This is a genomic window from Pelagibacterium limicola (genome assembly GCF_015694405.1).
Taxonomy (GTDB): domain Bacteria; phylum Pseudomonadota; class Alphaproteobacteria; order Rhizobiales; family Devosiaceae; genus Pelagibacterium; species Pelagibacterium limicola.
This window is the reverse complement of the sequence record NZ_JADQDB010000004.1, coordinates 227,370-249,618: the sequence shown is the minus strand read 5'-3', so window position 1 is coordinate 249,618 and position 22,249 is coordinate 227,370. Positions and strand designations below refer to the sequence as shown.

The 22,249-nt window shown below is 61.8% G+C and carries 23 protein-coding genes; 17 read left to right on the top strand and 6 right to left on the bottom strand.

Annotation, left to right across the window (positions count from 1 at the left end):
* Nucleotides 1-52 precede the first annotated feature (52 nt).
* Nucleotides 53-298 carry a hypothetical protein gene (locus I2G20_RS10090; RefSeq protein ID WP_196259575.1) on the top strand — a complete coding sequence of 82 codons (246 nt, stop codon included), beginning with the start codon at nt 53-55 and terminating at the stop codon, nt 296-298.
* Between the two features lie 297 nt (nt 299-595).
* On the top strand, nt 596-1,120 hold the full coding sequence (locus I2G20_RS10085) for a hypothetical protein (RefSeq protein ID WP_196259574.1): 525 nt from the start codon (nt 596-598) through the stop codon (nt 1,118-1,120).
* A gap of 1 nt (nt 1,121) precedes the next feature.
* Here I2G20_RS10085 and I2G20_RS17530 read toward each other — a convergent pair whose 3' ends face one another.
* Nucleotides 1,122-2,150, bottom strand: coding sequence for a cell wall hydrolase (locus I2G20_RS17530; protein ID WP_196259573.1), 1,029 nt, complete (start codon nt 2,148-2,150; stop codon nt 1,122-1,124).
* A 261-nt stretch (nt 2,151-2,411) separates the two neighbouring features.
* A complete protein-coding gene (locus tag I2G20_RS17265; RefSeq protein ID WP_196259572.1) occupies nt 2,412-4,697 on the bottom strand; it encodes a putative PEP-binding protein in 2,286 nt (761 codons plus the stop codon).
* 118 nt (nt 4,698-4,815) lie between these two features.
* On the opposite strand from I2G20_RS17265, the gene ispH reads away from it, so the two are divergent.
* From ispH to rnhA, 3 genes are read left to right on the top strand one after another with little or no spacing between them, the layout of a single operon-like run.
* The gene (ispH, locus tag I2G20_RS10070; RefSeq protein WP_246473005.1) at nt 4,816-5,802 is read left to right on the top strand and encodes a 4-hydroxy-3-methylbut-2-enyl diphosphate reductase; all 987 of its coding nucleotides are present in this window, start codon (nt 4,816-4,818) and stop codon (nt 5,800-5,802) included.
* Complete coding sequence (locus tag I2G20_RS10065) at nt 5,799-6,317, top strand: GNAT family N-acetyltransferase (RefSeq protein WP_196259571.1); 519 nt, start codon at nt 5,799-5,801, stop codon at nt 6,315-6,317. Before ispH ends, I2G20_RS10065 begins: the two co-directional genes overlap by 4 nt.
* Complete coding sequence (gene rnhA / locus I2G20_RS10060; protein WP_196259570.1) at nt 6,314-6,760, top strand: ribonuclease HI; 447 nt, start codon at nt 6,314-6,316, stop codon at nt 6,758-6,760. Before I2G20_RS10065 ends, rnhA begins: the two co-directional genes overlap by 4 nt.
* A gap of 65 nt (nt 6,761-6,825) precedes the next feature.
* Here the strand turns inward: rnhA and I2G20_RS10055 are convergent, their stop codons facing one another.
* Together I2G20_RS10055 and glyS are read right to left on the bottom strand one after the other, a co-directional pair.
* The gene (locus I2G20_RS10055) at nt 6,826-7,329 is read right to left on the bottom strand and encodes an SRPBCC family protein (RefSeq protein WP_196259569.1); all 504 of its coding nucleotides are present in this window, start codon (nt 7,327-7,329) and stop codon (nt 6,826-6,828) included.
* 255 nt (nt 7,330-7,584) lie between these two features.
* Nucleotides 7,585-9,621 carry a glycine--tRNA ligase subunit beta gene (glyS, locus tag I2G20_RS10050; RefSeq protein WP_196259568.1) on the bottom strand — a complete coding sequence of 679 codons (2,037 nt, stop codon included), beginning with the start codon at nt 9,619-9,621 and terminating at the stop codon, nt 7,585-7,587.
* 156 nt (nt 9,622-9,777) lie between these two features.
* Here glyS and I2G20_RS10045 point away from each other — a divergent pair, with 156 nt between their 5' ends.
* Entirely contained in the window at nt 9,778-10,356 is a 579-nt protein-coding gene (locus I2G20_RS10045; RefSeq protein ID WP_196259567.1) for an NAD(P)H-dependent oxidoreductase, read from the top strand.
* Between the two features lies 1 nt (nt 10,357).
* On the opposite strand, the gene I2G20_RS10040 is transcribed toward I2G20_RS10045, so the two are convergent.
* Nucleotides 10,358-11,377 carry a polyprenyl synthetase family protein gene (locus tag I2G20_RS10040; RefSeq protein WP_196259566.1) on the bottom strand — a complete coding sequence of 340 codons (1,020 nt, stop codon included), beginning with the start codon at nt 11,375-11,377 and terminating at the stop codon, nt 10,358-10,360.
* 201 nt (nt 11,378-11,578) lie between these two features.
* Between I2G20_RS10040 and I2G20_RS10035 the strand changes: the two genes are divergently transcribed.
* From I2G20_RS10035 to I2G20_RS09990, 10 genes are all read left to right on the top strand, one after another.
* Nucleotides 11,579-12,307 (top strand): tRNA1(Val) (adenine(37)-N6)-methyltransferase, encoded by a 729-nt coding sequence (locus tag I2G20_RS10035; RefSeq protein ID WP_196259565.1) that lies wholly within the window; start codon nt 11,579-11,581, stop codon nt 12,305-12,307.
* Entirely contained in the window at nt 12,304-13,152 is an 849-nt protein-coding gene (locus I2G20_RS10030; RefSeq protein ID WP_196259564.1) for a S49 family peptidase, read from the top strand. Before I2G20_RS10035 ends, I2G20_RS10030 begins: the two co-directional genes overlap by 4 nt.
* Nucleotide 13,153: 1 nt before the next feature.
* Nucleotides 13,154-13,372: a hypothetical protein gene (locus I2G20_RS10025; protein ID WP_196259563.1), complete on the top strand. Its 219-nt coding sequence runs from the start codon at nt 13,154-13,156 to the stop codon at nt 13,370-13,372.
* A 76-nt stretch (nt 13,373-13,448) separates the two neighbouring features.
* Complete coding sequence (locus I2G20_RS10020; RefSeq protein ID WP_196259562.1) at nt 13,449-14,375, top strand: glycine--tRNA ligase subunit alpha; 927 nt, start codon at nt 13,449-13,451, stop codon at nt 14,373-14,375.
* Between the two features lie 75 nt (nt 14,376-14,450).
* Entirely contained in the window at nt 14,451-15,008 is a 558-nt protein-coding gene (locus tag I2G20_RS10015) for a LemA family protein (RefSeq protein WP_196259561.1), read from the top strand.
* A gap of 130 nt (nt 15,009-15,138) precedes the next feature.
* Nucleotides 15,139-17,061, top strand: a complete 1,923-nt coding sequence (locus I2G20_RS10010; protein ID WP_196259560.1) for a DUF2207 domain-containing protein — start codon at nt 15,139-15,141, stop codon at nt 17,059-17,061.
* A gap of 2 nt (nt 17,062-17,063) precedes the next feature.
* Complete coding sequence (locus tag I2G20_RS10005; RefSeq protein WP_196259559.1) at nt 17,064-17,426, top strand: winged helix-turn-helix domain-containing protein; 363 nt, start codon at nt 17,064-17,066, stop codon at nt 17,424-17,426.
* Nucleotides 17,427-17,491: 65 nt separating this feature from the next.
* Nucleotides 17,492-18,286 (top strand): molybdate ABC transporter substrate-binding protein, encoded by a 795-nt coding sequence (gene modA / locus I2G20_RS10000; protein ID WP_196259558.1) that lies wholly within the window; start codon nt 17,492-17,494, stop codon nt 18,284-18,286.
* A gap of 2 nt (nt 18,287-18,288) precedes the next feature.
* Nucleotides 18,289-18,957, top strand: a complete 669-nt coding sequence (modB, locus tag I2G20_RS09995; protein ID WP_196259557.1) for a molybdate ABC transporter permease subunit — start codon at nt 18,289-18,291, stop codon at nt 18,955-18,957.
* Complete coding sequence (locus I2G20_RS09990; RefSeq protein ID WP_196259556.1) at nt 18,954-19,673, top strand: ATP-binding cassette domain-containing protein; 720 nt, start codon at nt 18,954-18,956, stop codon at nt 19,671-19,673. Before modB ends, I2G20_RS09990 begins: the two co-directional genes overlap by 4 nt.
* On the opposite strand, the gene I2G20_RS09985 is transcribed toward I2G20_RS09990, so the two are convergent.
* Nucleotides 19,670-20,428: a uracil-DNA glycosylase gene (locus I2G20_RS09985; protein ID WP_246473004.1), complete on the bottom strand. Its 759-nt coding sequence runs from the start codon at nt 20,426-20,428 to the stop codon at nt 19,670-19,672. The genes I2G20_RS09990 and I2G20_RS09985 overlap by 4 nt on opposite strands.
* 100 nt (nt 20,429-20,528) lie before the next feature.
* Between I2G20_RS09985 and I2G20_RS09980 the strand changes: the two genes are divergently transcribed.
* A complete protein-coding gene (locus tag I2G20_RS09980) occupies nt 20,529-22,181 on the top strand; it encodes an electron transfer flavoprotein-ubiquinone oxidoreductase (protein ID WP_246473003.1) in 1,653 nt (550 codons plus the stop codon).
* Nucleotides 22,182-22,249 lie beyond the last annotated feature (68 nt).

Genomic DNA, 22,249 nt, shown 5'->3' with positions numbered 1-22,249 from the left:
CACATTGATGTGACTAAATCCCGGTCGTGGAAAAGGGACGCGGGGGCGCGGCATGTACATGGTTCACATCACCAAGTTCTCGGGACAGACCCACGAGGCGTCCTATACCGTTCCGGCATTCCTCGTGCGGTTCGCAGACAAGGTGCTTCCCCGCGCGGCAATCAGCGCCCTTGCCGGCCAGGGGATCGATATTCCCGCCATTGCCGAGGCGCGCCGCAAGGGCAACGCTTATTCGCGTTCGTTCGATGTCGTGGAACGCGGGATTTCCAAGCGGGTTTTCGTTTCGCTCGAGCGGTAAGGGCGGCTCGCGCCCTTCGCCTTCCCAAGGCTTCATTCTCCTTTCACTTCCCCGGGGAAATCGCGGTCGATTTCTCTGCGCGCGCCGGCGGCGGCATGGATCCCGGTGCTCGCCGGGGCCGAGGCGGCAGAGTTTCAAGAGCTTGATCTCGCAAACTGGGAGTCGCCCTAACTTATTGATATACGTAAACTTTGATTCAAATTCTAGGCATTAACCCTAGGTCTGGATCGGCTTTGCGTTAACACCTCGTTAAGGTTGATAAAGAGTGTACGCAACGCATTTTGAGTAAGTGATTCCATGCCGACCACATTCATCTGGGAACGCAAGAAAGTCCCCTTTTCGACCCGACGGATCGCGATCGCGGCGGGATTTCTGCTTGTGGCGCTGATTGCGGCGGGCGCAAGTTACGCGGATGCGATTTCGGTCGCCCCTCCGGCGCCGCTTTCCACACTCGTCAAATTCGGCGACCGCGACTACGAGGTGACGACAGCGGACTGGGTGTCGCTCGACCCGATCTCATCGAACACCGTGCGCAAGATTGGCTATGGCCGGGTCAGCGAGGTTGCCATTGTGACTACCTCGACCGGCACCTATTCGAGCGACGGGATGATTTCCCCTCATGTCCGTTATCCAGGGATATCGGTGCGCCCCACCCCGACAGCAGCAGCCAGCAGGGGCTATTACTGGGAGCGCGTGCCCGGCACCTATCTCTTCACCTATGGGCGCAGCCCCTCGGGCAATCGCGTATTCAACGCGTTGACGCCGCGCGGCTCGTTCATGTGCATGAGCCTCGATAACGGCGCCGCCTGTTCGGTGCGTTGACCTAACCGAACTGCCAGCCGGGTCGGAAGCGGTAGAACACGTGCAGGCCGATCTGGGTGAGGCGCGTCATGTTGCGCGCCCAGTGCGGGCGGACATAGGTGGCATGGTAGTGAGTCGCGTTGGCCACTTCGGGAAGATAGATTTCCTCGTTGAGCACCTTGGTGGTGATTTCCTGTGCCTGGGCCCAGGCAGCGACCTCCGGCGTGCGATTGACGTTGGTCTTGCCATCGCAGGCGAATGAGAACTGGCAGGCGTTGCGGCGGTGCTGGTTCTGGTAGACCACACCACATATCGTCGAAGGATAATTATCGTGCGCGACGCGGTTCATGATGACCTGCGCCACAGCCACCTGTCCACGGTAACTCTCTCCACGCGCCTCGAAATAGATGCCGGTGGCCATGCACCATTGCTCGCGGTCGGACCAATTATGCTTGGGCGTAAAATCTGTGGCCGGGGTGTTGGCGCGGCCATAGGCCAGCGTTTCGGGGATCGCAACGGGACGCGGGATCGCGGGATCGAGGTTCGGATCGGCCACCGCCGCAATCGCGCGCAGACCGTCCGAATCTATGCTGGCGGGATTGATCGACGCTACCGACATGCGCGGGCCAACCTCTTGGGCGCCTTCAGCTTCAGCGACCATGACGCCGGACTGGCGCGTGACATAGGGATCGCCGGCGGCGCGCGCTTCGGCGATGGAAAGCCGCACGGCATCGAAGCTCTGGACGAAGCTGGCAACATCGGCCTGTGGGGTGACGCGGTCGGTTTTTTCCGCTCGGTTCGTTCCACCGAACACCGGGCCCGAAAACAGGCCAGACACCGAGCCCACGATAACCGGCTGGTCGTTCTCGAATGAGAGGGCGGCGATGGCAGGGGGAAGCTCGGTTGCCGCATCGACCTCGCGGTCGCCGCCGGTGCCGAAAGCCGTGGCGCCATACATCACCAGACTCAGGGACAGCGCGGCCGCGCTTCGCGTCAGAACGGTCAGTGCACGGGACCCTTGGGCCCGCACCGGAGTTTGCCAATACGCCATCACTTACGCTTTTTACGCCACAACTTTACTCGTGCCGGCGGAACGCGAGGCCTGACCACACTCGATGCAAGAGCAGGACCGGACCACTCCGGGGGCGATCTTGCGGTGATGCACGGAGGCAACAGCCGATAGATCAAATGCCGACAATCTGGATGATCGATTATTAAGGTTAGAAAGGTGTAAACAGCGCGAAATTGGCGCGGGAAAGGCCGGGTTGCGGCGGAGGCGGGAAAGATTCAGGCTCGAATTGGGGCACGCAATCTACTGATCCGATTGCGCCAGAACCATTCGGGCCACCGGCACGCGATACGGCGAGCAACTGACGTAATCGATATTGAGGGAAGAAAAGAAGCGCAGGGAATTGGGCTCGCCAGCGTGTTCGCCGCAGATGCCGACCTTGAGATGAGGGTTAACGGCCTTTCCGCGCTCGATGGCGATCTTGATCAGTTCGCCGACGCCGCGCTGATCGATCGTGACGAAAGGGTCGACATCGTAAAGGCCCTTGCGGTGGTAGGCCGCAAGGAAGGCCGGAGCGTCGTCGCGGGAGATCCCGTACGTGGTCTGCGTCAGATCGTTGGTGCCAAACGAGATGAAATCCACTTCCTTTGCGATATCCCCTGCCCGCAGGCACGCGCGGGGGAGTTCGATCATGGTGCCAAAGGAAAAACTTGCGCCCCGCTGAAACGCCTCCGCTGTGCTCACATAGTCGAAGACCCGGGACTTGATCCAGGACACCTCGCGCGCAGAGGTTACGAACGGCACCATGACTTCGAGCGCGACGGGAACGTCCTGGTTTTCCATGGCCGTTTCCACGCCCGCGACGAGTGCGCGGATCTGCATGGACAGAATTTCGGGATAGGTGATGACGAGACGGCAGCCGCGATGGCCGAGCATCGGGTTGACCTCAACCAACCGCTGCAGCCGGGCGCGCAATGCCTTGACCGAGAGCCCGAGAGAGGCGGCCGTATCCTCGATATCGTCCTCGCTGCGCGGCAGGAATTCGTGCAACGGGGGATCGAACAGGCGCACGGTCACCGGCTTGCCCTGCATGGTTGCAAACAGCGAGGCGTAGTCGCCGGCCTGATAGTCGACGAGGCCCTCCAGAGCCGCTTCGCGGTCATCTTCGTTTTCCGACAAAATGAGGCGCCGCAACGCAACCATGCGTTCGGAGGAAAAGAACATATGCTCGGAGCGCGCAAGGCCGATGCCTTCAGCGCCGAATGAAAGCGCGGTGCGCGCCGCCTCTATGGTTTCCGCGTTGGTCCTGACCGCAATGGTGCGGCTGTCGTCCGCCCAATCGAGCAGACGTGACAGCGCACCGCCGATATGAGGGCGCGAGAGCGGTAGGGCATCTGGATAGATGTGACCTTCATTGCCGTCGATGGTTATGCGTTCACCGGCAGCGAACGTACGGTCGCCGATTCGGCAGGTGCCATTTTCGGTATCGATGCTCAAGGCCCGCAGCCCGGCGACGCAGGGCTTGCCGGTGATGCGGGCGACAACGGCGGCATGGCTTGTCATACCGCCGCGCGCCGTGACAAAGCCCGTGGCGGCCTTCATGCCCTCGATATCGCCGGGCCCGGTTTCGATGACGACGAGGATGCAATGGCGTCCACGCGCACGGCAGCGGGCAGCGTCATCGGGCGTGAAGACGATCTCGCCGCTTGCAGCGCCCGGCGAGACGCCCAGCCCGGACGCCACCGGTTGCGCGCCTTCGGGCGCGGCAAGGCGCGGGTGGAGCAGCTGGGGCAACTGGCCGGGATTGAAGCGGCGCACGGCATCGGCCGGAGTCCAGACCTTGCTGTCCACGCGATCGACGGCGGCCTCGAGTTGCGCCCCGGCGCTCACCTGAACCGGCCGGGCTGAAAGCAGGCGCGCTTCGTCGCTTTCGATGGAAACCAGCAGCGCCATATGCTGGCCCGAGGCCGCATCGATCCTTGTCGTCAGTTCGCGGACATTGGGCGGCAGTTCGGGCATCGGCTTGCCCGGAAGCGGATCAGGTCCGAAGGCACCGGTGGTTGTGTTGCGGGTCAGGAACTGCTCGATGCGCCCATTGGCCAAGGCCTGCACGATGACGATCTCGCTTGCGCGCGCTTCGAGCTCGGCCTCGGTGGCCCAGCCCGGCGCTGGCGGACCATAAGAGCCGAAGGCAGAACTGATCGCGCGTCCGAAGGGTCGCGTGGGATTGACGGCCTCTTCTTCATCGGCCGGCGCGAGAAGCCCGACGCGCGCGGAGAGAAGGCCTGGGATATGACGCGCAGCGGAGGTCCGCACGACGAGTTCGGGGGGCCTGGAACCGGGGCGCACGAGCTTGAAGAGTGTCGCGACCCAGACCTTGCGCAGCGTATCGCCGCCCGACTGGCGCTCGGCCTCGAGCGCTTCCCAAGCCGAGCGGGTGATAGCAATTGTCGGAACGACGGGCAGTCCGGCATCGGCGACGGTATAGAGCCAGAGCGCCTTGCCCTTGAGCAGACGTATCTGGTTCTTGCTCAGCGAAGGCCTTCCCTGCGCCGGTGCAACCGCAAACATTTGCTGGGATGGTGCCACCAGGATTTTCCCAAACGATTCAAGCTACATATTGCCTATGCGGGCCGTATCCCGCAACAGGCGTTCACGGGCCCATTCGTCACATGAACATGGCTTGACTTGGGCAGGGCGAACCCGCATGTCATGGGCCATGACTGCAAAGCCCAAACTCGATATCCTGTTGTGCGCACCGCGCGGGTTCTGCGCGGGGGTCGACCGCGCCATCCAGATCGTCGACCTGGCGCTCAGGAAGTACGGCGCGCCCGTCTATGTCCGCCATGAGATCGTGCACAACAAATACGTGGTGGACGGGCTCAAGGCCAAGGGTGCGGTGTTTGTCGAGGAACTCGAGGAGATCCCCGAGGGCACTGACGCGCCGGTGATCTTTTCCGCGCATGGCGTCGCGAAATCGGTGCCGGCGGAGGCCAAATCGCGCAACATGTTCTATCTCGACGCGACGTGCCCCCTGGTCACCAAGGTTCACGTCGAGGCGCAGCGCCATGCCGAGGAGGGACGCGACATCGTGCTGATCGGGCACCGGGGGCACCCGGAAGTGATCGGTACGATGGGGCAGTTGCCGCCGGGCCGTATTTCACTTGTCGAGACGGTGGACGATGCAGAGAGTTTTATCCCGCGCGATGCCGACAATCTGGCGCTGGTGACGCAGACGACCCTCTCGGTGGACGATACCAGCGCCATCGTAATGATCTTGAAAAGCCGCTTTCCCAACATCGCCGTGCCCCACAAGGAAGACATCTGCTACGCCACCACCAACCGGCAGGAGGCCGTGAAGGCCGTCGCGCCGAAAGTGGACGCGATGATTGTCGTGGGGGCCCCCAATTCCTCCAATTCCATGCGGCTGGTCGAGGTGGGTGAGCGCGCAGGCTGCAAGGTCTCGGTGCTCGTGCAGCGCGCGGACGATATTGATTGGACGATGTTCGAGGGAATTTCCTCGCTCGGCATCACGGCGGGCGCATCGGCGCCGGAAGCGCTGGTCGAGGAAGTGATCGACGCCTTTGCCGAGCGGTTCGACGTCGATGTCGAGATCTCGACAACGGCGGAAGAGAACATCGCCTTCAACATCCCGCGCGTGCTGCGCCAGCTCGAAGAGGCCAGCGGACGGTGATCCCGATCCACGCTATCGAGACCGAACGACTGATGCTGACCCCTTGGGACGAGGAGGCGATTGCCGCGCTCCATACCATGCACAACAGCCCCGATGTGCAGCGTTATCTCGATGCGAAGGGGCTCGGCTGGAGCCGGGCGAAGGCGCGGGAGCGTGTCACCGGCTGGCAGGCGGAATTCGCGACGCTTGGCCTTGGAAAGTTCCCGCTGCGGCGGCGTGAGGACGGCGCTTTCGTGGGACGGGCGGGGTTTTCTGTGATCGACGACATGGCGCCCGAGCTGGGCTATTCGCTCGACGCCGCGTATTGGGGCCGGGGGTATGCGACCGAGATCGCCGCAGCGCTCCGGGACTGGTATTTCCAGACCCGCGATGAGGACCATTTCATTGCCTTTGCGCATGTGGACAATGCTGCAAGCCAACGGATCCTCGAGAAACTCGGCATGATGCGGACTCATACGGCCGAAATCGCCGACATGCCGCACCAGTTCTATGTCCTTTATCGGACAGCACGATGACCGATACCGTCATCATCCATACCGACGGGGCCTGTTCAGGCAATCCCGGGCCGGGCGGCTGGGGCGCGGTGCTGCAACACAATGGGCACATCAAGGAGCTAAAAGGCGGCGCGGCGGAGACGACCAACAACAAGATGGAACTGACCGCCGCTATCGAAGCGCTGACTGCGCTCAAACGTCCTTGCAAGGTCGAGCTTTATACCGACAGCCAATACGTCAAGAACGGCATTAGCAGTTGGATGTTCGGCTGGAAGAAGAACGGCTGGCGCACCGCCGACAAAAAACCCGTCAAGAACACGGAACTCTGGCAGGCGCTCGACGAGGTGGCAAAGCGCCACGACATCACCTGGCACTGGGTCAAGGGCCATGCCGGGGACGAGCTTAACGAACGTGCCGACCGGCTGGCGAACGAGGGCATGGCCCCGTTCAAGGGTGCTCGATAGGTTCCCCTTGTTCGTTGTCCCAGCGCCACGCCAATAGCGGAGCCTTGGCGCGGCGCTTGCGGTCGCTACTTGGCGAGTTTTTCTGAAATGAACTGCTCCATCCGATCGTAGCTCATGTTCATGCCGTCGGTCATGCCGGTGGCAAGGGCGCCGTCGCGGATGTTGGAATTGGCGAAACGGATGGTGGCGGTGAGGATCGTCTTGCCGTCCTTTTCGACAAGACTCAGGGTATTGAGCGCCTCGCCATCGGGACCGTCCACCTCACCGGGGAAACCGTACATGCGTTCGGTATGGACGATGAATTCGGGCGCCTTGATCTCGCGATACTGGCCCTTGGCGCCGAACTGATTGTCGGCATCGTTCTGGCGCCAGACGAAGTGGTATTTCCCGCCCACGCGCAGATCGATCTCGCAGACCGGCATGTGCCAGCCGTCAGGGCCGAGCATCCAGGCTTGCACATATTCAGGCACGGTATGGCACTTGAAGATCAGATCGGCGGGCGCGGAGAAGACGCGCGTGACGACGATATCGCGATCGTTTGGGGTTTCGACTTTAACGGCGGCAGGCATGGAACGACTCCCTTTCTATAACCATTTTGTTCCGTAACTTAATGGTTATATAAAGCGGCGCGATGTGTCAAGCGGGCAAAGAAGCCGTCGTATGAGGTTGTGTGGAAACAGGTGCCTCACACCACCTTACGCTCGGGCTTGACCCAAAACCCTATGCGGTGGATCGAGCGGGCCGCTTTCGAACGAGCGGACACGCCTCATGGTCCTCGGGTCAAGCCCAAGGAAGACGAAAGGAGGGTAGGCCAGGTAAGCCCCCTAACCTGCCACCTTACCGAAGTCCGCCACGAGGTGCATGATGTCGCGGAGGCGGGCGAGAAGGTTCAGGCGATTGGCGCGGATAGCCGAATCGGGGTCGTTGACCAGCACCTTTTCAAAGAACGCATCGACCGGCGCGCGCAGCGTTGCCAGCGAACCAATGGCACCGGCATAGTCGTCGGCTTCGAGCCGCACCGAAACGTCGGTGCGGGCGAGATCGATAGCGGCAGAGAGCACCGATTCCTCGGAGGCCGACAGGGCGGCATCGTCGAGATCGCCAGTATAGGATTTGCCATCCTTCTTTTCCTCGGCAACGAGAATGTTGACTGCCCGCTTGTAGCCCGCCAGCAGCGCCTTGCCGTCTTCCGCCTCGAGCAAGCCGCCGAGCGCGTTGACGCGATTGCCGATCTGGAGGATGTCGTCGCTATCGGCCGAAATCACAGCATCCACGAGATCGTGGCGAGCGCCGGCATCGCGGAGGGAAACCTTGAGACGGTCGTGGAAGAATGAGAGAAGATCAGTGTCAGATACAAAGCGGCCCAGAGACAGGCGAAGCGCATTTTCCGAAATAATCCGGATCACCCCGAGCGCTGCCCGGCGCAGGGCATAGGGGTCCTTGCTCCCCGTAGGCTTCTCGTCAATCGCCCAGAAGCCGGTGAGAATGTCGAGCTTGTCGGCCAGCGCCACAGCGATCGAAACCGGTTCCGTCGGCACACGATCCGACGGGCCGAGCGGCTTGTAGTGATCCTCAATGGCCGCTGCGACCTCGGGCTTTTCGCCCTGCGCGAGCGCATAATAGCGGCCCATCAGGCCTTGCAGTTCGGGGAATTCGCCGACCATGCCGGTGGGCAGATCGGCCTTGGCGAGGCGGGAGGCGCGTTTAGCGTCCTCGACAATGGCACCGACCAACGGGGCGATTTCGGCGGCGAGTTTTTCGATGCGCTCGATGCGCTCATATTGCGTGCCGAGCTTGGCGTGGAAGACCACGTCTTTCAACTTGGGCAGATTATCCGAGAGCGGGGTGGCGAGGTCCTGCTCATAGAAGAATTTGGCGTCCGACAACCGCGCGCGGATGACCCGCTCGTTCCCCGCAACGATTGTCGCGCCATTATCCTCGGCAGCGAGGTTGGAGGTCAAAATGAACTTGTTGGCCAGCTTACCCGTCGCGCTGTCGCGCAGGCAGAAGCATTTCTGGTTGGCGCGGATGGTGGCAATGATGGTTTCTTCCGGGACCTTGAGGAACGCTTCATCGAACGCGCCCATCATGACGACTGGCCATTCGACCAGCCCGGCGACCTCCTCGAGAAGCCCTTCGTCGGCGATCAGTTCGAGCCCCTGCGCGAATGCCAACTGCTCGGCGTCTGACCGGATGATGTCCTTGCGCCGATCGATATCGAGGACGACCTTGGCCTTTTCAAGCGCCTGCACATAATCGTCGAACCGGCGCACCTTGATGGCGTCGGGCGCCATAAAACGATGGCCGAAGGTGACGTTGGAGGACGTGACGTCCTCAATCTTGAACGGCACGATTTCGGGGTCTTCGCCGTCGGCGCCAAAGGTCGCGGTCACGGCGCGCAGCGGTCGCACCCATTCGGTGCGGCCAGAACCCCAGCGCATCGGCTTGCCCCAGGGAAAGGTTTTCACGGCAGCGGGGAGGATCTCCCGCAGAATATCGACGGCAGGCGCGCCCTTCTTTTCGATCACCGCGACATAGAAATCGCCTTTTTTGGGATCGGACTGCACCTTGGCCTCGTCGATGCTCGAAAGCCCTGCTCCGCGCAGAAATCCCTCGATTGCCTGCTGCGGCGCATCGGTCTTTGGGCCTTTGCGCTCTTCCCGGGTATCGGGCGATGCGGACGGCAGCCCGGTCACGGTCAGGGCAAGGCGGCGCGGCGTGGCGAATGCCCCGGCACTCTCATAGACCAGACCATTTTCGACCAGCGCATTGGTGACGGCCTTTTTCAGATCCTCGGCAGCCTTGCGCTGCAGGCGCGCGGGAATTTCCTCGGAGAAAAGCTCAAGCAGCAATTCGGGCATGATCAGAGGCCTTGAAAACGGGACGTTTGTGCGGGCCGAACGGTTAGCAGGGGCAGCGGTCCATGTCCATCGGGGAGCAATGGTTGATTCCAATCAACGCTGCCGCGCCAAAGAGGTTTATAAGCGTGATCGATATCGGCATCCCGCGAGATCACGATGAACATTTACCTACTGCTGGGGCACCCGGATACATCCAGTTTCGATGCCGCGCTTGCCGACGCCTACGAAGACGGCGCCCGCACGGCAGGACACGAGGTACTGCGGCACAATGTGGGGGATATGAGTTTCGATCCCATTCTGCACAAGGGATACAATGCCATCCAGCCGCTCGAGCCCGATCTCCTGCTCGCTCAGGACAACATCAAATGGTGCGACCACTGGGTCATCGTCTACCCGGTGTGGTGGGGATCGGCTCCGGCCCTGCTGCGCGGCTATTTCCACCGCATTCTCCTGCCGGGCTTCGCCTTCCATCCCCATGAGAACGATCCGATGTGGGACAAGCTGTTGGCAGGCAAGTCAGGCCATATCATCACGACCTCGGATGCGCCCAACCTTTATACCCTGCTTGTATACCGCAATAGCGACGTGGTGACAGTCAAGACGGCGACGCTGGGCTATTGCGGGATCAAGCCGGTCAAGGTGACGCGTTTCGGAAGCATCGGAAGAAGCACGGGCGCGCAGAGAACGCGGCATATCGAACGCGTTCGATCACTCGGTTCGGGGTTGCGTGGCTAACCTAGTAGGCTCGCTGCGTGCAGAATTCCGGCACGTTGAACAAGATGTCGCGCTCAATCGACCGAGGGAGATCGGCAAGCGCCGCGCGGGCCGCTTCGGCGTGCCGCTCGGCCTTGGCCATCGCCTGAGCCAATGTGCCGTAACGGTTAAAAACCGCGAGAACAGCTTCGAGTTCGCGCTCTCCCGCCTCGGGGTTGCCAAGCGCGGATGCGATCGCCGACTTTTCTTCCTCCGTGCCCGCCGCCAGGGCGAGGATGACAGGCAGAGTCATCTTGCCTTCACGCAGATCGTCGCCCGTGTTCTTGCCCAGGCTCCCTCGGGCCCCGCCATAATCGAGCACGTCATCGACGAGCTGGAAGGCCATGCCTAGCTCCCGGCCATAGGCCGCGAGTGCCTTGCGCGCGGCAGGATCGGCACCGCCGGCCATCGCGCCAACTTCCGTTGCGGCCTCGAAGAGGGTCGCCGTCTTGGCGTGGATAATCTGTTCGTAGTCGGCAGCCGTGGTTTCGAGATCGCCTGCCTTGGCGAGCTGGAAAACTTCACCCTCGGCAATCACTGAGGCTGCCTTGGCGAGCACGCCGAGCGCTTCGAGATCCTTGCTCTCGACCATCATCAGGAACGCCTGGCCGAGCAGGAAATCCCCCACGAGGACCGAGGCCTGGTTGCCCCATATGGTGCGGGCGGCGGGGCGCCCGCGACGCATGGTGCTTTCGTCCACCACATCGTCGTGAAGGAGCGTTGCGTTGTGCATGAATTCTACGGCAGCGGCAAAGCGAATTTCGTTGCCCCCTGCCCTGCCAAACGCTTGCGCCGAGGCGATGGTGAGCATGGGACGCAGACGCTTACCGCCCGAGTCGAGCAGGTGATTGGCGATTTCGGGTACCATGTCGACCGGGGAATCCGAGCGCGACAGGATGAGCCGGTTGACCGCCTCCATACCCTCGCGCGTTGCCGCGATCAGGTGATCTATCGTTTGCGTGGCGTCGGCCCGCGGCCTTTGCGCCAAAGTTTCAACCGCCATCGGCGATGCTCTCCGCCGGACAAGCTCTAGGCCGTCCAGTACGCTTGGTTTATGCTGGCGAGGCTTTCCGCAACAAGGCCCGCTTAACTTATGTCGGTAAACCAGCCGCCCGGATTTGTAAAACCACAAGCGCACACAAAGGACGCGTTTTTGGGCGGCAAATTGTCCATATTGCAGGCTAGCAGCGGTTTCCGGGCCGGGTTGGACTCAGTACTTTTGGGCACGAGCGTACCTTCCGGGACACGCAGACTGCTCGATCTCGGGGCCGGCGCGGGCGTGGCCGGGCTCTGCGCAATGGCGCATGAGGAGGCTCTGGAAACGACGTTCGTGGAGATCGACCCCGATATGGCAGAACTGGCACGGCTCAACGTCGCGCAAAATGGGTTCGGCCACCGCGCAGGCGTGGTCACGCTTGACGTGCTCGCCGCCGGGGCCGAACGCAAGACGGCGGGGCTTGCGACTGATCGCTTCGACGTGGTGATCGCCAACCCACCCTATTTTTCGGAAGGAACACTGGCGCCGGACCCAACGCGTGCGGGAGCCCGGCACATGGCAGCCACCTTCTTGGACGGATGGGTGAAGACGGCGGTTTCCAGCGCCCATGCACAAGGCACGGTGATCTTTATCCACACCGCCGATGCCCTGCCGGAGCTGCTCGGGGCTTTTAGTGCGCGCATGGGCGGGATCGTGGTGCTTCCTCTCTCGCCGCGCCCAGGCATGGCGGCCAGCCGCGTGATGGTCAAAGGCCGCAAGGGATCGCGCGCGCCGACAACGCTGCTGCCCCCGATAACCCTGCACGGCGACGAAGGGAACGGATTTGTACCGGAGATCGATGCCGTCCTCCGGGGCACAGCACGGTTCGACTGGCAAAGGGGCTCCCCAGTCCTTATATCCGGGGGCATTCCTTCCGAACCGACGGCAAAGCAATGACAGACACGACGCCTCCCCTGCCCTGGTACAAGCGCATTCTGCGCCGTGGAACCGTCATTCCTGTGGTTCGCCTGCAGGGAACGATCATGGCAGAGCAGAGGGTCGGGCGTCTCAATATCACCTCCGTAGCCCCGCTGCTCGAAAAGGCGTTCGCGTTCAAAAAGGCGCCGGCCATAGCGATCGTCGTCAATTCGCCCGGCGGGTCGCCAGTGCAATCGCGGCTGATCGCGGAGCACATAAGGCAACTGGCCAATGAGAAGGGCAAGCCCGTACTGATGTTCGTCGAGGACGCGGCGGCCTCGGGGGGCTATTTCATCGCCTGTGCGGGCGACGAGATCATTGCTGACCCTTCGTCGATCGTCGGTTCGATCGGCGTGATCTTTGCCGGGTTCGGGTTCGTCGAGGCGATCGACAAGCTCGGGATCACGCGGCGGCTCTATACGGCGGGCCGCAACAAGTCGACGCTCGACCCCTTCCTGCCGGAAAAGGAAGAGGACGTCGCCCGCATCAAGCAGATGGAACTCGATATCCACGCGGTGTTCATTGACTACGTCAAGGCGCGGCGCGGGGACCGGCTCAAAGCGCCGGACGATGCGCTGTTCACGGGGGAGTTCTGGACGGCCAAGCGCGGGTTGGACATGGGGCTGGTCGACGGGCTGGGCGATATCCATTCAACTCTCAAGGCACGCTTCGGCAAGGACGTCGTCTTGAAATTCATCGTGCCCAAGCGCAGCCTGTTCCAGCTTCCGGCCTTCGGAGCCCGGGCGACCGCGGGCGGCGATATCGGCGGCGAGGTCCTGGCGCTGATCGAGGACCGGCTGATCTGGTCGCGGCTGGGCCTCTAGCATGGGCACGACGCTCATTTACATCGTCATCGGCTTCACTGTCTTTTTCGGTCTGCGCACGATTCTGCGTGACTGGAAAAAGCAATTTCAGGCCGAGGACAAGGAAAAGGCCGAGCGGCACAAGCAGGTGCTGGAACGCAACCGGCAGGAAGCCAAGAAGCCGGGTGTCGTCACGCTCAAGCGTGGGAATGACGGGGTATATAGGCCAGGAGACGAGTAACTGCCCCAGCTTGACCTCCAACCGCGCCACCACTAGGGTCGCGCCGCCTTCAACCTCCTGCCCGGACCGTCACGCGATGAGCGATGCCATCAAGCCCCATATGGACCCCAAGAACTCCTTTCAGGGGTTGATCCTGACCTTGCAGAATTTCTGGGCGGATCAGGGCTGCGTGATCCTCCAGCCCTACGACATGCAGATGGGCGCGGGGACGTTCCATACGGCGACGACGCTGCGCTCGCTGGGGCCCAAGCCGTGGAATGCGGCTTATGTCCAGCCCTCGCGGCGCCCGACCGATGGGCGATACGGAGAGAACCCCAACCGGCTCCAGCATTATTACCAGTTCCAGGTTATCCTGAAGCCTTCACCCGCCAACATCCAGGACTTGTACCTGCAATCGCTCGCCGCCATCGGGCTCGATGCGAAAGTGCACGATATCCGGTTCGTCGAGGACGACTGGGAAAGCCCCACGCTCGGCGCCTGGGGGCTGGGCTGGGAGTGCTGGTGCGACGGGATGGAGGTCAGCCAGTTCACCTATTTCCAGCAGGTCGCCGGGATCGAGTGCAATCCAGTGCCGGGCGAGATCACCTACGGGCTCGAGCGCCTGGCGATGTATGTGCAGGGCGTTGATAACGTCTACAATCTCAACTTCAACGGCCGCGATGGCGCCGACAAAGTGACCTACGGCGATGTTTTCCTGCAGAATGAGCAGGAGTTCTCGAAATATAATTTCGAGGCTGCCGATACCGAAATGCTGTTCAGGCATTTCAAGGATGCCGAGGTCGAGTGCAGGGCGATTCTCGACAAGGGTGCATCCGGGAACCGCCAGACGATGGCCGTACCTGCCTATGAGCAGGTCGTCAAAGCTTCGCACGTGTTCAACCTGCTCGATGCGCGCGGGGTAATATCTGTGACCGAACGCCAGAGCTACATCCTGCGCATTCGAGAGCTGGCCAAGCTCTGCGGCGAGGCTTGGTTGCAAACGGCGGGCGGCGGGGCCGAATAACCCCTACGCACCATTGCCATCCCTCGCCCCAAGTGCCAATCTCCCCAAAAATTCCTGCGGATGGGGGCATAAGTCATGGAATGGGTTGTTCTTGCGCTGATCGCGGCGGTTATTGGCTATGCGATCTATGCTTATAACCTGCTGGTGAAAAACCGGCAGCTCACGCAAGAGGGCTGGTCGGGGATCGACGTGCAACTGAAGCGCCGTGCCGACCTCATTCCCAACATGATGGAAACCGTCAAAGGCTATATGGGCCACGAGCGCGAGACGCTGCAGGCGGTAACCGATGCGCGCGCGGCGGTGCAGGCGGCAGGAAATGCATCGCCCGCAGAGAGGTCGCGGGTCGAGGGTCAGCTTTCGGGCGCGCTCGGGCGGCTGTTTGCCGTGGCGGAGGCCTATCCCGACCTCAAGGCCAACACGACCTTTCTCGAATTCCAGAACGCCCTACAGACGGTCGAGGACGAAATCCAACTCTCGCGACGCTACTACAACGGGGCTGTCCGCAACCTCAACGTGGCGGTCGAATCATTCCCTTCCAATCTCATTGCCAACGCCTTCCATTTCTCCAAAGCCGAGTATTTCGAGCTCGACAACGAAGCGGATCGAGCGGTTCCGCAAGTGAAATTTAGCTAAAGCGCTTCAGATTATGATGGAAGCGCCCTCGTCCTCTTCCCCCGCTGTTATGGCGAAAGCTGGAACCCAGGACAGGGCCTCGACGCCAGCAAGCATTGAGGCATTTACACCCGCTTTCACCGGAAAAACCATGGGTGGAAGATTGCAGGCCTGGGGATCGATGCTGACAATCGCAAAATCTATTCTCGTGTTGCTCATTGCGATCACCGCCCTCCCCGCTTTCGGGCAGGAGGTGATCCGGAATTTCGATACGGCGATCATCGTGCATGGGGATGCCTCGGTGACCATCACCGAGACCATCGCGGTCAATGCCGAGGGGCGCGATATCAGGCGGGGGATCTTCAGGGATATCCCGACGATACTCCTTGGCGATGATGGGACGCGTATCCAAAGCAATCTCGAGGTCCTCTCAGTCACGCGCAACGGCACAGCCGAACCTTATGTGCTCGAATCGATCCGTGACGGCGCGCGGATCCGGATCGGGAATGCGGACGTGTTTCTCGAGCACGGCATTCACCGCTACCAGATCCGCTACACCATGGAACGGGCGGCTCGGATGTTCGCGGACCATGACGAACTCTATTGGAACGTGACGGGCAACTTCTGGCAGTTCCCCATTCTCGAGGCGAGGAGCGTCATCACGCTTCCCGAGCACGCCAACATCCTCGATCTCAACGTGTTCACGGGCGCCCAGGGCGCTACCGGGTCGAATGCACGCGTCGAGCGTCTGTCCGATTATCAGGTGCGGTTCACCCTTGCCCGGCCCCTGCAGCCCTTTGAGGGCATGACCGTGGCGGTGGCGTTCGAAAAGGGCGTACTCGTTGCGCCCGAGGGGATGGACGCATTCTGGTACTGGCTTTCGGACAACCGCAACACGGTCGTACCCGCCGTCCTTCTGCTCGTTGCACTGTTCTATAATTTTACAGCCTGGATGCGGGTCGGGCGCGATCCGGCCAAGGGGGTCATCTTTCCGCGGTTTCATCCGCCGCAGGGATTCTCCCCTGCGCTCACCCATTATGTACACCGGATGGGCTGGACCAATAATGGCTGGCTGGCCTTTTCCGCCGCGCTCGTTTCATTGGCGACCAAGGGCCTGATCGCGATCGACAAGGAGGGCAAAAAGACCGCGCTCGACCCGACGGGCAAGAGCCCGGACGAAACCCTGCCGCCAGGTGAGGCGGTGATATTCGGGTATCTCAAAGGCAAGTCGCGCGTCGTGATCGATACATCGAACGGGCCAGCGCTCAACACGACGAAAGGCAATTTCCTCAAAGCCCTGGAAGGTGAGAACCGTTCGGTCTATTTCAACAGCCACGTGATATTCGTCGTCTTCGGCATCGTGCTGGCGTTTGCCTCGGTCGTTACGATGGCCCTGTTCGATGTGCTGGACGTCATGTTCGTGTTCTTTTCGCTGTTTGCGGCGGTCTTTATCGGCATGTTCGGACTGGGTCTGCGCCAGATGTGGCAAGGGCCGGCGCTGAGCAAGGTCGTATCGGTGGTCGTCATGGGATTTATTCTCTCGAATTTCTCCTTTCTGTTGCTCGATCTCGTCGTCATTGACTGGCTCAACTTTCCGTTTATCGCCGCCGTGTCCATCTTCGCAATCACGCTGATCTTCGGCATCCTGATGCGCGCGCCGACCGTGCACGGCCGCAGGGTCATGGACGAGATCGATGGGTTCAAGATGTATCTCGAAACGGCAGAGATAGAGCGGCTCAACTTCCAGAACGAGCCCGACATGACCGTCGCTCGCTTCGAGCGCATCCTACCCTATGCGATGGCGCTGGGCGTCGAAAAGCCGTGGTCGGACCGCTTCCAGGCCGACCTTGCGCGCAATGCGGTGAGAGACGCCGGCCCGAACTACGCCCCAGGTTGGTATCGCGGCTCCTCGTTCTCTCCAAGTACCTTCTCGAAGTCGATGAGCGTGATTGCCACCGGCCTATCGAGCGCGATGATCGCGGCGCAGCCGGCGAAATCGTCGAGTTCGGGCTTTTCGAGCGGCGGCGGGTTCTCCGGCGGTGGCGGAGGGGGCGGCGGCGGCGGCGGTTGGTAACGATGCCGCCATCGCCCGCGCAAATCCAGTTCCGCGTTCGGATCCTGCACGACTGCAAAATCGCTATCGGACCCGGCAAGGCTGACCTGCTGGAGGCAATAAGGGCCGAGGGTTCGATTTCCGGTGCCGCGCGTGCGATGGAGATGAGCTACCGCCGCGCCTGGCAGATGGTCGAGACCATGAATGCCTGCTTTGAAGGCGTCTTGGTCGAAACCAGCACCGGCGGTGCGCATGGCGGGGGCGCGCGGCTTTCCGATCTCGGTGAAGCAGTACTGGGACACTACCGGGCGATCGAGGAAGCGGCGCTGAGGACCGCGCAGAACGAGAAGGCTGCGCTCATCTCCAAACTCAGAAAAACGAAGTAAATCAGCGGAACACCTTGACGCATGCGCTGTGGGATGATGAGCGTTATAGTTCTGGAGATATAGCGATGCGAACTGTGACGACCTCCCTTTTCCGCGCAGCAATTGCGGCCGTTGCCCTGGCGGGGCCAGTGTCCGGTGCCCATGCCCGGAGCGAAGGGCCCGTGATAGCGGCAGCATCGGACCTGCAATTTGCCATGGCAGAGGTAGCGGAAGCCTTTAGGGCGGAAACGGGCCTCCCGGTACGGCTGTCGATGGGTTCGACGGGCAATCTTGCAACGCAAATCCGCCAGGGCGCGCCTTTTGAGATATTCATGGCAGCGGACGAACGCTTTATCGAGGAGCTCCACCGCGACGGGTTTACGCGCGATGAAGGCGACCTCTATGCGGTCGGGCGTATCGTCGTGATGGCGCCTCATGGATCGAAGCTTGCCGTGGACGAAGAACTCAATGGGCTTGTTGCCGCGCTCGACGCGGGAGAACTGGAGCGGTTCGCCATCGCCAACCCTGAGCACGCTCCTTACGGGATGCGGGCCGAGGAGGCTCTCGCCCATAAGGGAATTTGGGACCGTATCCAGCCCAATCTGGTCCTTGGAGAAAATGTCAGCCAGGCGGCGCAATTCGCCCTTTCGGGCAATGCACAAGGTGGCATCATCGCCTATTCTCTGGCTCTCGCGCCCAACATATCGGACCATGGCAGTTTCGCGTTGATACCTGAGGACTGGCACCAGCCATTACGCCAGCGCATGGCCCTTCTTGACGGGGCAACGCCAACGGCAGAAGCCCTTTACTCCTATATGCAAAGGCCCGCCGCGCGCGCGATCATGGACCGCTACGGTTTCGCCTTGCCGGAAAGCGAATAGGTATGGATTGGACCGCGCTCTGGCTCTCGCTTCATCTTGCTGTGTGGACGCTGGTCCTGCTTCTTCCCGTTTCGATCCTGGCCGGGCGGTACCTGGCCTACAACACGTTTCGCGCAAAGGTTCTGCTCGAGGCGCTGGTCATGCTGCCCCTAGTTCTACCGCCAACCGTTTTCGGCTTTTATCTGCTTGTCGCCTTCGGTGGGAATTCGCCGGTCGGGCAATTCTGGCGGGCGACGTTCGGACACCAGTTCGTGTTCAGTTTCGAGGGACTGGTGGTCGCATCGGTGATTTTCAATCTGCCCTTTGCAATCCAGCCTGCGCAGAGAGCCTTCGAAGCGATTTCCCCTGCCTTGCGCGAGGCTGCGCGGTGCTGCGGCATGAGTCCCCTGCAATCGATCCTGCGGGTTGAACTGCCGCTGGCATGGCCGGGCATTCTCACGGGCATGGCGCTCACATTTGCGCATACGCTCGGCGAATTCGGGATCGTGCTCATGGTGGGCGGGTCGATACCCGGGGAAACGAAAACCATCGCCATTGCCATCTATGACCGCGTCCAGGCATTCGATTTCGAGGCGGCCAATACGATGTCGCTTGTGCTTTTCGGCGTCTCGCTGGCGACGATCACCACGACGTTCTGGCTATCGGGCCGTGCAGGACGGAGGCTGCCGTGACGGGGCTGGACGTCGTCATCAAGGCCCGCGCACCCATATTTCTCGACGTCGCACTGAGCGTCGGGCAAGGCGAGTCTCTCGCGCTCATCGGGCGTTCGGGGTCCGGCAAGTCAACGCTGCTCCGAGCGATTGCCGGACTATACGCGCCTCAGGGCGGGAGAGTGCGGGTGGCCTCGGGAGAATGGTACAACAGCGAGGCGAATGTGAGTTTACCGACCCACCGCAGACGGGTCGGGCTGGTGTTCCAGTCCTATGCGCTTTTTCCGCATCTCGACACGCTGGGCAACGTGATGGCCGCGCTGGGCGATGGACTGCCACGACACGAAAAGAGCGAAAAGGCGACGGCGCTCCTTGAGATAGTCGAGCTTCACAGACTCGAACACCGCTATCCGTCCGAACTTTCCGGTGGCCAGCAGCAGCGCGTGGCCATCGCGCGCGCCCTCGCGCGGGAGCCGGAAGTGCTTCTGCTCGATGAACCTTTCTCTGCAGTCGACCGCATCGCCCGCAGGCGATTGCAGGCGCAGATTGCTAGTCTGAGGCAGCGTACCGACGTTCCGATCATACTGGTTTCACACGATATAGACGATGCCAGAAGGCTCTCGGATCGCATCGCGATCATGGAAGGAGGCCGCATCATCCAGTCCGGAGCATTCGAGGACATCGCCAATCACCCCGCCAATGCCGCGGTGGGGGAATTGATCGCTCTGGACGATTAAGCCAAACCGTCCAGTGCAGATTTCACCGACAGCAGGTCCTGCCAGGCGAGGCGCTTGGCCGCGGGCTGGCGCAACAGATAGGCCGGGTGCAGCGTCGCGATTGCGCGCATGGTGTGACCATTGACGGTCAGCTCGCGCCATTGGCCGCGTATACGCGTGATGCCCGCGGTGGTCTCAAATAGGGTCGACGCCGAGGCGCCACCCAGCGCGATGAGGACCTTGGGGGCCACGAGTTCAATCTGGCGGTGAAGGAACGGCAGGCAGACAGCAACTTCCGAAGGCGCGGGGGTGCGATTGCCCGGCGGGCGCCAGGGAACGGTGTTGGCGATATAGACTTTGGTCCGGTCGAGGCCGATGGATTTGAGCATCCGGTCTAGAAGCTGTCCCGAGCGGCCGACGAAAGGCTTGCCCTGCAAATCCTCGTCGCGACCAGGCGCTTCGCCGACAAGCATGATGTCGGCTTCCGGGTTGCCGTCGGCAAAGACGAGGTTTGTAGCTCGAAGTCTCAGGCCGCAGCCCTCGAAGCTCTCGAGCGTTTCGCGCAGCGCGTCCAGCGTTGTCGCCTTTGCGGCAAGATCGCGCGCGGTTTGCGGGTCGGCATCGGCACCAGGTGCAGCGATAGCTGGCGACGACGTTTCAGGTGCGGGAGCCTGAGCTCGAGCCGGCGGCGGGGCGACAGCCGATTGGGCGAAGCGATCGACAGGCTCTTCGCTCACGGCCATATCTACGCCCGCTGCTTCGTACCACTGCAGCATGGCCAACATTTCTTCGCGATTTATGTGTCGATCTGGCATTGAACTCTGTTATGTCACAGCCCAAACCTCACTTCCACCGCCATCGGGAGGACACCACCGGATGACCGAGGCCAACGCGTGCGAAATCATGGAAACCGACGTCGTTATCGTCGGCGCCGGACCATCTGGCCTCGCCGCGGCAATCGCGCTCAAACAGACGGCGCCGGACCTGTCCGTTATGGTCGTGGAAAAATCGGCAGAGGTGGGCGGGCATATTCTTTCGGGCGCGGTGATGGACCCCGTCGGCCTCGATGGCCTGATCCCGGACTGGCGCGACAAGGGCGCGCCAGTGGGGCCGGAGGTGAGCGAAGACCATTTCGTCTATCTTACCAAAACCGGCGCCATTCCCTTCCCCGACCTGTTGATCCCGCCGATCATGCGGACCAGGGGCGGTGTCATCCTCTCTTTGGGCGCGCTATGTGGGTGGCTGGCTGGCGAGGCCGAGGCGTTGGGGGTCGACGTATTTCCCGGCACGGCTGCGGCAGATCTGGTTATGGGTCCCAACGGGGAGATCCTCGGCATCGTCACGGGCGATCTTGGCGTGGCGCGCGACGGCACACCGAAATCGACCTTTGCTGCAGGGATCGAGCTTCGCGCCAAATATACGCTGATCGGGGAAGGCGCGCGCGGCTCGCTCGCCAAAAAGCTCATCGCCCGATTTGCGCTTGCCGAGGGCCGCGCACCGCAGAAATATGGTCTGGGCATCAAGGAAATCTGGGCGATCGATCCCCAAAAGCATAAGCCCGGCAAGGTCGAACACTTCATGGGCTACCCGCTGGGCGAGGCAGCCGGGGGTGGCGGATTCTGCTACCACGCCGAGGACAACAAGGTTTACCTCGGGCTTGTTACCCATCTCGACTACGAGAACCCCACCCTCTCCCCCTACGGGGAATTCCAGCGCTTCAAGCAGCATCCCCGGATCGCCGGTCTGCTCGAGGGCGGGACGGTCATCTCTTACGGCGCACGCGCGCTGACATCTGGCGGATGGCAGTCGATTCCCAAACTCGCTTTCCCTGGCGGTGCGCTGATCGGCTGCGCGGCGGGGTTCATGAACGTGCCGCGTTTGAAGGCGATCCACAATGCGATCCGTTCCGGACAGGCAGTGGCCAAGGAAGTCGCGGCCGCGATTGCCGCCGGGCGCGCAAACGACGCGATCGAGTCGCTCGACGAGACGGTCCTTTCCTCTGGCATCCGGGATGACCTCTATCCGGTGCGCGCGGTCAAACCACTCTGGACGCGCTTCGGCACGTTGCTGGGCGTGGGGCTTGCCGGGGCGGACATGTGGGCATCGAGCCTTACCAAAATCTCACCGCTCGGCGGCATGGTTTCCTCCAAGCCCGATTTCGCGCGCACCAGGCCGATTTCGGAGGTGATGCCGATTGCCTATCCCAAGCCGGACGGCAAGCTGACGTTCTTACGCTCGGAAGCGGTTTATCGGGCCAATATCGCCCATGACGAGGACCAGCCGGTACACCTCAAACTGGCCGATCCCACGATACCGATCCGCGAAAACCTGCCGCGCTACGGGGAGCCTGCACCGCTTTATTGCCCGGCAGGCGTTTACGAGGTGGTGGAAGACGGCGGGGAGCCTGTCTTTCGTATCCACGCGCAGAACTGCGTGCATTGCAAGACCTGCGATATCAAGGACCCGGCCCAGAATATCAACTGGGTGCCGCCCGAAGGCGGCAGCGGGCCTAATTATTCCGGGATGTAAGCGCTGGCCTTGCTCCTGCCACGGATTTACGGAAAAGTGCAACGCGCTCTGAATGCGCCCGAATCGGG

Bases quoted from the DNA above. Each gene is read 5' to 3' on its own strand.
- modA (WP_196259558.1), top strand. From the start codon at position 17,492: ATGCGAACTGTGACGACCTCCCTTTTCCGCGCAGCAATTGCGGCCGTT.
- I2G20_RS10020 (WP_196259562.1), top strand. From the start codon at position 13,449: ATGAGCGATGCCATCAAGCCCCATATGGACCCCAAGAACTCCTTTCAG.
- I2G20_RS10085 (WP_196259574.1), top strand. From the start codon at position 596: ATGCCGACCACATTCATCTGGGAACGCAAGAAAGTCCCCTTTTCGACC.
- glyS (WP_196259568.1), bottom strand. From the start codon at position 9,621: ATGCCCGAATTGCTGCTTGAGCTTTTCTCCGAGGAAATTCCCGCGCGC.
- I2G20_RS10055 (WP_196259569.1), bottom strand. From the start codon at position 7,329: ATGCCTGCCGCCGTTAAAGTCGAAACCCCAAACGATCGCGATATCGTC.
- ispH (WP_246473005.1), top strand. From the start codon at position 4,816: ATGTCATGGGCCATGACTGCAAAGCCCAAACTCGATATCCTGTTGTGC.
- I2G20_RS09985 (WP_246473004.1), bottom strand. From the start codon at position 20,428: ATGCTGCAGTGGTACGAAGCAGCGGGCGTAGATATGGCCGTGAGCGAA.
- I2G20_RS10025 (WP_196259563.1), top strand. From the start codon at position 13,154: ATGGGCACGACGCTCATTTACATCGTCATCGGCTTCACTGTCTTTTTC.
- rnhA (WP_196259570.1), top strand. From the start codon at position 6,314: ATGACCGATACCGTCATCATCCATACCGACGGGGCCTGTTCAGGCAAT.
- I2G20_RS17530 (WP_196259573.1), bottom strand. From the start codon at position 2,150: ATGGCGTATTGGCAAACTCCGGTGCGGGCCCAAGGGTCCCGTGCACTG.
- I2G20_RS10040 (WP_196259566.1), bottom strand. From the start codon at position 11,377: ATGGCGGTTGAAACTTTGGCGCAAAGGCCGCGGGCCGACGCCACGCAA.
- I2G20_RS10030 (WP_196259564.1), top strand. From the start codon at position 12,304: ATGACAGACACGACGCCTCCCCTGCCCTGGTACAAGCGCATTCTGCGC.
- modB (WP_196259557.1), top strand. From the start codon at position 18,289: ATGGATTGGACCGCGCTCTGGCTCTCGCTTCATCTTGCTGTGTGGACG.
- I2G20_RS10010 (WP_196259560.1), top strand. From the start codon at position 15,139: ATGGGTGGAAGATTGCAGGCCTGGGGATCGATGCTGACAATCGCAAAA.
- I2G20_RS10045 (WP_196259567.1), top strand. From the start codon at position 9,778: ATGAACATTTACCTACTGCTGGGGCACCCGGATACATCCAGTTTCGAT.
- I2G20_RS09980 (WP_246473003.1), top strand. From the start codon at position 20,529: ATGACCGAGGCCAACGCGTGCGAAATCATGGAAACCGACGTCGTTATC.
- I2G20_RS10015 (WP_196259561.1), top strand. From the start codon at position 14,451: ATGGAATGGGTTGTTCTTGCGCTGATCGCGGCGGTTATTGGCTATGCG.
- I2G20_RS10090 (WP_196259575.1), top strand. From the start codon at position 53: ATGTACATGGTTCACATCACCAAGTTCTCGGGACAGACCCACGAGGCG.
- I2G20_RS10005 (WP_196259559.1), top strand. From the start codon at position 17,064: ATGCCGCCATCGCCCGCGCAAATCCAGTTCCGCGTTCGGATCCTGCAC.